The 10,177-nt window shown below is 67.2% G+C and carries 7 protein-coding genes; all 7 read left to right on the top strand.

What is annotated here, in order from left to right; translation table 11 throughout:
• Positions 1-56: 56 nt before the first annotated feature.
• The 7 genes from QF047_RS13905 to QF047_RS13875 all read left to right on the top strand — a co-directional run bounded on the left by QF047_RS13905 (position 57) and on the right by QF047_RS13875 (position 10,177).
• Complete coding sequence (locus QF047_RS13905; protein WP_307278066.1) at positions 57-761, top strand: hypothetical protein; 705 nt, start codon at positions 57-59, stop codon at positions 759-761.
• The gene (locus QF047_RS13900; RefSeq protein WP_307278062.1) at positions 758-5,203 is read left to right on the top strand and encodes an FtsK/SpoIIIE domain-containing protein; all 4,446 of its coding nucleotides are present in this window, start codon (positions 758-760) and stop codon (positions 5,201-5,203) included. The genes QF047_RS13905 and QF047_RS13900 overlap by 4 nt, the downstream gene beginning before the upstream one ends.
• A gap of 120 nt (positions 5,204-5,323) precedes the next feature.
• The gene (locus tag QF047_RS13895; RefSeq protein WP_307278059.1) at positions 5,324-5,941 is read left to right on the top strand and encodes a hypothetical protein; all 618 of its coding nucleotides are present in this window, start codon (positions 5,324-5,326) and stop codon (positions 5,939-5,941) included.
• A 71-nt stretch (positions 5,942-6,012) separates the two neighbouring features.
• Entirely contained in the window at positions 6,013-8,316 is a 2,304-nt protein-coding gene (gene ligA / locus QF047_RS13890) for an NAD-dependent DNA ligase LigA (RefSeq protein ID WP_307278058.1), read from the top strand.
• On the top strand, positions 8,313-9,122 hold the full coding sequence (locus tag QF047_RS13885) for an inositol monophosphatase family protein (protein ID WP_307278055.1): 810 nt from the start codon (positions 8,313-8,315) through the stop codon (positions 9,120-9,122). Before ligA ends, QF047_RS13885 begins: the two co-directional genes overlap by 4 nt.
• A 121-nt stretch (positions 9,123-9,243) precedes the next feature.
• Positions 9,244-9,747 (top strand): GNAT family N-acetyltransferase, encoded by a 504-nt coding sequence (locus QF047_RS13880; RefSeq protein WP_307278052.1) that lies wholly within the window; start codon positions 9,244-9,246, stop codon positions 9,745-9,747.
• 46 nt (positions 9,748-9,793) lie between these two features.
• Positions 9,794-10,177, top strand: a complete 384-nt coding sequence (locus QF047_RS13875) for a RidA family protein (protein WP_307278049.1) — start codon at positions 9,794-9,796, stop codon at positions 10,175-10,177.

The following is a 10,177-nucleotide window of genomic DNA, read 5'->3' as shown; positions in this document are numbered from 1 at the left end:
CAAGGATTCGCACAACGACGCTATACAGAGCTTTGCCCGATGAGGAGGCACAGAAAATGGGGGATCTAGCAATAGATTTCTGTGGGGAATGGTATGAGCCCTCCGACGAGGACGTCTTCAACATCGGCCGCGAAGGCGACCTCGAAGTGGACGACAATCCGTACCTGCACAGGCAGTTCCTGCAGGTGGCCAACTACGACGGCATCTGGTGGCTCAGCAATGTGGGCAGCATGCTCTCCGCCACCGTGGCAGACGCCTCGGGCGGCATGCAGGCCTGGCTCGCGCCCGGGGCCCGGATCCCGCTGGTGTTCAGCCACACCAACATCATCTTTACGGCAGGACCCACCACTTATGAATTCGCGGTCCACCTGAAGACGCCCTCGTTCCGGCAGGGAGCGCGTGAGGAGGACAGCAACGGGGACACCACCATCGGCCCGGTGGTGTTCACGGACTCGCAGAAGGCACTCATCGTGGCGCTCGCGGAGCCGATGCTGCGGCGCGAAGGGACCGGCTTCAGCGCTATCCCGTCCTCAGCGGCGGCCGCGAAAACGCTGGGCTGGGCACTCACCCGCTTCAACCGGAAACTGGACAACGTGTGCGACAAACTGGACCGGGTGGGCGTTGTGGGCCTGCGCGGGGGCGGCGGCAAACTCGCCACGAACCGCCGCGCCCGGCTGGTGGAGCACGCAGTCACCTCGCACCTTGTCACCACCGATGACCTGTACCTGCTCGAGAAGATGAGGGGCGTGGACGAAGGATGAGGATCCGGCTGACACTCCGCCGGGACCCTGCCGACGCCAGGGACCTTGCCATCACCGTCGACGGCCTCGCCACGGTGGCCGATGTGGCAACAACGCTGTGGTCCGCCGACCCTGCCCGTAAAGGCACGCCCGCCCCGGACAACCTGTCGCTGAAGATCGATGAGGCGTTTGTGGGCGGGGGCATGCGCGGCAACATCCTTGCCCGCGGGGACAACCTCCTCGAATCCGGCCTCCGGCCCGGCTCCGTGGTGTCGCTGGCCCAGGTCAGCACACAGTTCGGTGACGCCGGGGCAAACCGGGGCCCCGCGGCCGCCACCCTCCGCATATTGTCAGGGCCCGACGTCGGCCGCGAATTTTCGCTGCCCTCCGGTACCAGCTACATCGGCCGGGACCGGGACGTGGACATCCGGCTCTCCGATCCGCTGACTTCCAAACGCCATGCCCGGATCACCGTGGGCGAGGGCATCGAAATCGTGGACACCAACTCCGCCAACGGGCTCCTCATGGACGGACTGCCAGTCACCCGGGCCGCCCTGAACTCCTCGGACACCATCACCCTGGGCGACACCACCATCACCGTGGTTCCCTTGGGACACAACCAGGCGGCCGCACCTACCTCGCCCCTGGTGGACTTCAACCGGTCGCCCCGGGTGGTTCCCCGGTTCGAGGAACCGAAGCGCGTCCTGCCTGCCGGGCCCAAACGCCCCGAGGAGCACCCCTTCCCGTACATCATGCTGATGGTCCCGCTGCTGATGGGCATGGTGGTTTTCGCGGTCAGCAACAACCCGCTCTCGGCACTGTTTATCCTGATGATGCCGCTGTTCGTCGTGGGTAACTACGTGGACCAGAAGATGCGGACCAAACGCCAGCAAAAGGAACAGCTCAAGCATTTCCGTGCTTCCATGGCCGCCTTCCGGGAGGACATCACCGAACTCCAGCTCGTGGAGCGGGCCGTCCGGCTGCAGGAGGCACCCTCCGTCAGTGACACCGTTGATGCCATCTACAAACTGGGTCCGCTGCTCTGGACCCACCGCCCCGAGCACGGCGGCTTCCTGGGCCTGCGGTTCGGCCTGGGCACCGTGCCTTCGCGGGTGCTCCTGGAGGAACCGGGAAACAACGACACCGAGGTGGTGTACGCCCGCGAAATCCAGGACTGCATCAAGCAGTTCCGGGACATCGAAGGCGTTCCGGTGGTATCCCAACTCCGGTCAGCCGGCTCGCTGGGCATCGCCGGAGCCCGCGGGCTGGTCGACGACGTGGCCCGCGGCATGGTGCTCCAGCTCGCAGGGCTGCACTCGCCGGCCGAAGTGGTCCTCGCGGCCATCACCTCCGCCCAGTCGCGGGAACGGTGGACCTGGCTTCAGTGGCTGCCGCACGTCGGCTCCGGCCACAGCCCCCTTTCCGGTGACCACCTGGCCGCCGGTTCGGCCGGCGGCGCATCCCTGGTGGCCCGCCTCGAAGACCTCGTGGAGGCGAGGGAAGCGGCTGCCAGGCGTTCCGGCCCGGACCTTCGCCCGCGGCTGGATCCCGCCAAGGACGAGGTGGACGCGCCTGTGGTTCCGGCCGTGCTGGTGATCGTGGAGGACGACGCCCCCGTGGACCGGGGACGCCTCACCCGGCTCGCTGAACGCGGCCCCGACGCCGGCGTCCACGTGCTCTGGGTCGCCACGGACGTCCAGGCGCTGCCTGCTGCCTGCCGGGACTTCATGGCGGTGGACGGCGAGCACGGCACCACCACCGGACAGGTCCGGCTGGGCCGCCACACGTACCCCGTCAGCTGCGAAAGCGTGGACGCCGCGCTCGCTGCCCAGCTGGCCAGGATGCTTACCCCGGTGGTGGACGTTGGCAAACCCGTCACCGACGATTCCGACCTCCCGCGTGCTGTCTCCTATGCCACCCTGATCGGCAAGGACTTCCTGGACAACCCGCAGGCCGTCGCCGAACGCTGGACGGAAAACAACTCCGTACACAGCAGCGCCGTGGCCAACCGCAAGGACAACGGCACCCTGCGCGCGCTGGTGGGCTCCAAAGGCATCGAACCGCTGTACCTGGACCTGAAGAACGAAGGCCCGCACGCCCTGGTGGGCGGGACCACCGGTGCCGGCAAGTCCGAATTCCTGCAATCCTGGGTGATGGGCATGGCCGCAGCGTACAGCCCGGACCGGGTCAGTTTCCTGTTCGTGGATTACAAGGGCGGCGCCGCTTTCGCGGACTGCATCAACCTGCCGCACACGGTAGGACTGGTTACGGACCTTTCGCCGCACCTGGTCCGGCGTGCGCTGACCTCGCTCCGGGCCGAACTGCACTACCGCGAGCAGCTGCTGAACCGCAAAAAGGCCAAGGACCTGTTGGCCCTCCAGCGCGAGGCCGATCCGGAGGCGCCGCCCTACCTGATCATCATCGTGGACGAATTCGCGGCGCTCGCCAGCGAAGTCCCGGAATTCGTGGACGGGGTGGTGGACGTCGCCGCGCGCGGGCGCTCCCTGGGCCTGCACCTCATCCTGGCCACCCAGCGGCCGGCCGGTGTGATCAAGGACAGCCTGCGCGCCAACACCAACCTCAGGGTTGCCTTGCGGATGGCCGACGAGGACGACGCCAGCGACATCCTAGGCGTCCCGGACGCCGCCTACTTCGACCCCTCCATCCCGGGCCGCGGTGCGGCCAAGACCGGGCCCGGCCGGATCCAGGGCTTCCAGACCGGCTACGCCGGCGGCTGGACAACCGACAAACCCCAGCGGCCGCAGATCGACGTGGTGGAAATGGCGTTCGGCTCCGGCCCCAGCTGGGAGGCCCCGGCCCCCGAAAAGCCGGTGCTCGAGGCGCCGGCCGGCCCCAACGACATCGCGAGGATGACGGCGACCATTGTCCGCGCTGCCGGCTCGCTCGCGATCAAGCCCCCGAGGAAACCATGGCTGGATGAACTGGCCAAAACCTACGATTTCTCCAGGCTGCCCAACCCCCGCACCGACGAGCAGTTGCTCCTCGGGGTGGCCGACGACCCGGTCCGGCAGGCCCAGCCCACGGTGTTCTACCGGCCTGACAAAGATGGCAACATGGCCATCTACGGTACGGGCGGTTCCGGAAAATCGGCGGCCTTGCGCGGCATTGCGATCGCTGCCGCAGTGACTCCCCGCGGCGGGCCCGTGCACGTCTACGGGATCGACTGCGGCTCCTCCGGGCTGCGGATGCTGGAAGAGCTTCCGCACGTGGGCGAGATCATCAATGGCGACGACGTGGAACGGGTGGGGCGCCTGCTGCGCCTGCTCCGGGACATCGCGGACCAGCGATCCGCCGCATTCGCCGAGGTGCGTGCTTCCACCATCGTCGAGTACCGGAAGCTCGCCAACCGGCCCGACGAGAAGCGGATCTTCGTCCTTGTAGACGGGATGTCCGCGTTCCGTGAGGCGTACGAACACAGCAGGTTGTCCGGGCTCTGGGACATCTTCCTGCAGTTGGCTACCGACGGCCGCACCCTCGGCATCCACCTGGTGGTCAGCGGGGACCGCCCCAATTCGGTCCCCGCCTCGCTGCTCGCTTCCATCCAGCGGCGCCTGGTGCTCCGGCTCTCCTCCGAGGACGACTACATTTCCATGGACGTTCCGCGGGACGTGCTCGGTGCAGGATCCCCGCCCGGCCGCGGGCTCCTGGACGGGCTCGAGGTCCAGCTCGCAGTGCTGGGCGGGAACTCCAACCTGGCCCTGCAGGCGCGCGAGGTGCACAAGCTCAGCGAAGCAATGCTGCGCCAGGGCCTGGCGGCCGCCCCCGGCATCGAGAGGCTGCCGGAGCAGGTGGACCTGGACGTTCTGCCCGCCGGCGTCGCCAACCTGCCCGTGATCGGCGTCGACGACGAAACGCTCCAGCCGGCCGAGGTCATGGCACGGGGCCCGCTCCTCCTCGCCGGCCCGCCCGGCGCCGGCCGGACCGTGGCGCTTGTGACCCTGGCCTACGCCCTTCGCCGTTCCAACCCCGCCACTGAACTCGTCTACATCGGGGCCCGCCGGTCCGCCGTCGCCTCCCTGCCCATCTGGAACCGCTCGGTGGTGGGTCCGGACGATGTGGCCGAGGTGGTGGAAGACCTGGTGGAGCACTCTTCGGGAAATCCCGGCGCGCTGGCCATCTTCATCGAGGGGCTTACGGAGTTCACCGACACCCTGGCGGAGTCCGGTGTGGGCCAGCTGGTGACGGCGTCCATCAAGGCGGACCAGTGGGTCATCGGTGAATCCGAAACCTCCACCTGGTCCTCGGCCTGGTCCCTCGCGCAGCCCTTCAAGTCGGGACGGCGCGGCCTGCTGCTGAACCCCGGAGACATCGAAGGGGACAGCCTGCTTAACACGTCCCTGGGCCGGATCAGTCCGGACTTCATTCCCGGCCGGGGGTACGTGGTGGGGCGCGGAAAGGCCCGCAAAATCCAGGTTGCCCTGCCGCCCGAAAACAGGGACTGACACGCCAATGACGGCAGGGCCGCGGATCCTGTGGATTTGCGGCCCTGCTGCGCGTTGTAGAAGACTACCGGGGACACCAAGAAAGCCGCAGTGGGGGACTGCGCGCACCGAAAGGTAGCAATGACCCCGTCTTCACCGGTTTTCCGCGTTGCTTCGACGACGGCATCAGCAGCAGTCCTGGCCATCACCCTGGGCCTCTTTTCGGTCGGCCCTGCAGCCGCGGAATCCGCGGAACCCACACCCGCCTCCACAACATCTCCTGACCAATGCCTCCTGGTCTGCTGGTCCGGCCCCACGGAGGACCCGGAACCTGCCGGGCCCACACGCACGCGGAAGCCCAAAGAGCCCGAAAGTCCGCCTGCTCCGCCCTCGGACCCTGTGCCCGCGCCTCCGGAGCAGGCCGCACCGTCGGATACGCCTCCTGCCGGAACCGACCCGGTACCGGCCGCCCCGGCGGCCGAACCGGAAGACACCGCCGCGGGTCCGTCCGCTGCGGCCGCCGCCACAGGATCTGCCGGTTCCCCGCCGCCCACCGGCGCCTCAAGCGGACAGGACTGGAACACGCCCGTCACCAGGTCCGCCCGGGCCAGCCGGGTGGCAGCCGTCAACCCTGACCGCGATCCGGGCTCCGGCGGTCCGGCCCTCCTGCCCATCATCGCAGGCGTCCTGTTGCTGGGCGCCGCGGGTGCTTCCTTCATCTGGTGGGGCAGGAACCGGTTCCGCCCAAGGGCCCACTGACCTGCCAGATTATCTGCCACATCACAGCTGCGCCCCGAGCATAGGCATCGGGTTTCGGGCAAGATAGGTCTGTGAGTACAGGACCAGGCCCCGCAGAACAGACCGCCACCCGCACCACCGAACCCGTCGAGCCGGAAGCAACCACCACCGAACCCGTCGAGCCGGAAGCAACCCCCACCGAACCAGTCCGTGAGGAATACGAGAACCTCGTCGACCTCGTCCGGAAATACAGGTTTGCCTATTACCAGGAAGACACCCCCCTGGTTTCCGACGCGGAATTCGATGAACTGTTCCGGCGGCTGGAGGAAATCGAGGCGCTCCACCCGGAACTGGTGTCCAATGACTCGCCAACCCAGGAAGTGGGAGGTGAAGTCTCCGCCGCTTTCGCCGCCGTGGAGCACCTGCAGCGGATGTACAGCCTGGAGGATGTTTTTTCCCTTGCGGAACTCGAAGCCTGGCTCACCAAAGCAGCGGCCGGCATCGAGAAGCTGGGTGACGGATCGCATCGGCCGGCCTGGCTGACCGAACTGAAGATTGATGGCCTTGCGGTCAACCTGCTGTACCGGGACGGGAAACTGGTGCGGGCCGCCACCCGCGGTGACGGCACCACCGGCGAGGACATTACGCACAACGTGCTCACCATCAAGGAAATCCCGCAGGAACTGAACGGGGAGGGGTTTCCCGCGGAGATGGAAATCCGGGGCGAGGTGTTCATCCCCTCGCAGGCCTTCGCCGAGTTTAATGAAGCGCTGATTGAAGCAGGAAAGGCGCCCCTGGCCAACCCCCGCAACGCCGCAGCCGGTTCGCTGCGCCAGAAGGACCCGGCGGAAACAGCCAAGCGTCCCTTGAAAATGTTTGTCCACGGGATCGGTGCCCGCGAGGGGCTCCAGGCACGCAGCCAGTCCGAAACCTACGCCGTGCTCAAGGACTGGGGCCTGCCGGTCAGCCCCTATTCGGAAGTGCTGGGAAGCCTGGACGAGGTCCTGGACTTTATCAAGCGGTACGGGGACAAGCGCCACAAACTGCTGCACGAAATTGACGGCATTGTCATCAAGGTGGACGATTTCGCCATCCAGCGGGCCCTTGGCTACACCAGCCGCGTGCCGCGGTGGGCCGTCGCCTACAAATACCCGCCTGAGGAGGTCCACACCAAGCTCCTGGACATCCAGGTCAACGTGGGCCGCACCGGACGTGTCACGCCTTTCGGCATGATGGAGCCCGTCAAGGTGGCCGGGTCCACCGTGGAAATGGCCACCCTGCACAACCAGGACGTGGTGAAGGCCAAGGGCGTGAAGATCGGCGACATCGTGGTCCTGCGCAAGGCCGGCGACGTCATCCCTGAAATCGTGGGCCCGGTCCTGGCCCTGCGAGACCAGCAGGATCCGCCGGTCCGCGACTTCGTGATGCCCACCGAATGCCCTTCCTGCGGCACGCCCCTGGCGCCGGCGAAGGAGGGCGATGTTGATATCCGCTGCCCCAACTCAAAATCCTGCCCCTCGCAGCTGCGGGAGCGGGTGTTCCACCTTGCCGGGCGTGGTGCCTTCGACATTGAGGCCCTCGGGTGGGAGGCAGCCATCGCCCTCACCCAGCCGGCAGAACCCGACGTTCCCCCCTTGACCACGGAAGCGGCCCTGTTCGACGTCACCCCGGAAATGCTCGCCGATGTCCGGATCAGGCGGGAAAAGCGCACCAAGGGCGTGCCCACCGGGGAGTTTGAACTGGTGCCCTACTTCTACAGCAAGGGCACTGCGAAGTCGCCGTCCAAGCCCACCGCGACTACCGAGAAGCTGTTCCGGGAGCTGGAGAAGGCGAAAACCCAGCCGCTGTGGCGGGTGCTGGTGGCGCTGTCCATCCGGCACGTGGGGCCGAGGGCTTCCCGCGCCCTGGCCACCTCCTTCGGCAGCATGGACGCCATCCGGAAGGCGTCCGAGGATGAACTGGCCCACGTGGATGGGGTGGGTCCCACCATTGCCGCCGCCCTCAAGGAGTGGTTTGCCGAGGACTGGCACGTCGACATCGTCGAGCGCTGGGCCGCGGCGGGGGTCCGGATGGAGGACGAGCGGGATGAGTCCATGCCGCGGACCCTTGAAGGGCTGACGGTCGTGGTGACGGGCTCGCTGCCGAACTTCAGCCGCGACGAGGCGAAGGAAGCCATCCTGGTCCGCGGCGGCAAGGCCTCAGGTTCGGTCTCCAAGAACACCAGCTACGTGGTGGCCGGCGAAAACGCGGGAACCAAGCTGGACAAGGCCGAACAGCTGGGCGTACCCGTGCTGGATGAGGACGGCTTCCGGCAGCTGCTGGCCCGCGGCCCGGCAGCGCTGGAGGGCGGCGCTGATTCCGGGGCGGAACCGGCAGAGGCGGAGGCGGCCCGATGACCGGCGTTACCGGACTGCTGGAGGTGGCCAGGCAGGCTGCGGCCGCCGGCGCCAGGGTCCTTGCCGGCAGGAACGCTGACGCGCTCCACGCCAGCAACAAGGGCGACGCCGGCGATTGGGTCACCGCGTTCGACGTCGCCGCGGAGAACGCGGTGCGCGATGTCATTGCCGCCGCCCGGCCCGGCGACAGCATCACCGGCGAGGAATACGGCACCACCCGGCCGGCGGATCCCACCGGCTACCGCTGGTCCATCGACCCGCTGGACGGCACCACCAACTTCATTCGCAACATCGTCTACTACGGCACCTCCGTGGCAGTGGCCGATGCCGACGGCGTCTGGCTGGCCGGCGTCGTCAACGCCCCTGCTTTAGGCCGCGTCTACTATGCTGCCCGCGGGCAGGGTGCCTGGCTGGAGGAAGCCGGGACCGTGACCCGGCTGGAAGGGCCCGTGCCGGGCCGCAAGGGGCAGATCCTGGCCACCGGCTTCAACTACGATCCGCTGGTCCGCTCGGAACAGGCCGGGCAGTTTGCCGAACTGCTGGAAGGGTTCGCGGACGTCCGCCGCTTGGGGTCCGCGGCGCTGGATCTGTGCATGGTGGCGGACGGCACCCACGACGCCTTTGGCGAACGTGGGCTCAACGAACACGACTTTTCCGCGGGGGCGCTGATCGCCGAGGAAGCCGGCTGCTGGGTCCGCCGGCCCCGGCTGACCAGCCCGCTGGACGGCGGCCCCACCGATCAGGAGCGGCTGGACGCCTGGACGTGCGCGGCCAGCCTGGAGCTGTCCGGAAAATTTCCGCTCTGACTGCCAGTTTCGCCCGGACTGCCAGTTCCGGTCTGGCTGCCAATTCCGCCTGACTGATAGTTCAGTCACGGAAAGCACCCTTTTGCCGCTTGCTACTGGGCAGTACCACTACCATTGATGGGTGCATCAGCAGATAACCGTCCGTCCCGCCGTCGAATCCGATTTCGACGCCGTTGCCCGCATCACCAGGGATTCCTACCTGGCCGCCGGGTACTTCGACGACGCCGACCACCCTTACATGCGCAAGGTCCAGGACGTTGCGCAGCGCGCCGGCCAGGCCACGGTCTGGGTGGCGGAGCGGGCCGGAAACGTGGTGGGTTCGGTCACCCTTGCCTTGGCCGGCGAGCCCTATGCGGATATCGCACTGCGGGATGAACTGGAGTTCCGCATGCTGGTGGTGGACCCGGCCGTGCAACGCAGCGGCGCAGGCAAAGCCATTATGGCTGCCATCGTGGACCACGCCAAGGCACTGGACGGGATCAGCGCCGTCTCGCTCACCACCGGAAGCACCTGGGAAAGCGCCCGCGGACTGTACAACAAAACCGGCTTCGCGCGGATGCCGGACAGGGACTGGTTCGTCCCCCGAACTGACATAAAGCTGCTGGTTTACCGGCTGGACCTGTAGCCGCCCTAAAGTGGTGCCGACTCATTCCAGCTTTGAAAGGCCCACCATGCGCAAAACCTTCGGCACCGGCTCCGTCTGGGAACAGACCCTCGGCTACTCCCGGGCCGTCCAGGTGGACAACACCCTCTACATTTCCGCCACCGCAGCCAGCGGCGAGGACGGCATCGTGGGGAACGACTTCTACACGCAGACCCAGTTCATCCTGCAGAAGCTCGGCAAGGTCCTCGCTGACGCCGGCTTCAGCCTGGAGGATGTGGTCCAGTCCAAGCTGTACCTGACGGACATCAGCAAGTGGGAAGACGCCGGACGTGCCCACGGCGAGGTATTCGGCGAGATCCGGCCCACGCTGTCCCTGGTGCACGTGCTGCCGTTCCTGGATCCGGAAATGCTCGTGGAAATCGAGCTGGTGGCCCAGAGGAGCGCCAGCTAA

It is taken from the genome of Arthrobacter sp. W4I7 (assembly GCF_030816215.1).
Classification (GTDB): Bacteria; Actinomycetota; Actinomycetes; order Actinomycetales; family Micrococcaceae; genus Arthrobacter; species Arthrobacter siccitolerans_A.
Note: the sequence above shows the minus strand (reverse complement) of the source record. Positions and strands in the feature narration are given on the sequence as shown.

What these genes read in the sequence shown, in the direction of transcription:
- QF047_RS13905 (WP_307278066.1), top strand. Translation starts at nt 57, where the DNA reads ATGGGGGATCTAGCAATAGATTTCTGTGGGGAATGGTATGAGCCCTCC.
- QF047_RS13885 (WP_307278055.1), top strand. Translation starts at nt 8,313, where the DNA reads ATGACCGGCGTTACCGGACTGCTGGAGGTGGCCAGGCAGGCTGCGGCC.
- QF047_RS13895 (WP_307278059.1), top strand. Translation starts at nt 5,324, where the DNA reads ATGACCCCGTCTTCACCGGTTTTCCGCGTTGCTTCGACGACGGCATCA.
- QF047_RS13875 (WP_307278049.1), top strand. Translation starts at nt 9,794, where the DNA reads ATGCGCAAAACCTTCGGCACCGGCTCCGTCTGGGAACAGACCCTCGGC.
- QF047_RS13900 (WP_307278062.1), top strand. Translation starts at nt 758, where the DNA reads ATGAGGATCCGGCTGACACTCCGCCGGGACCCTGCCGACGCCAGGGAC.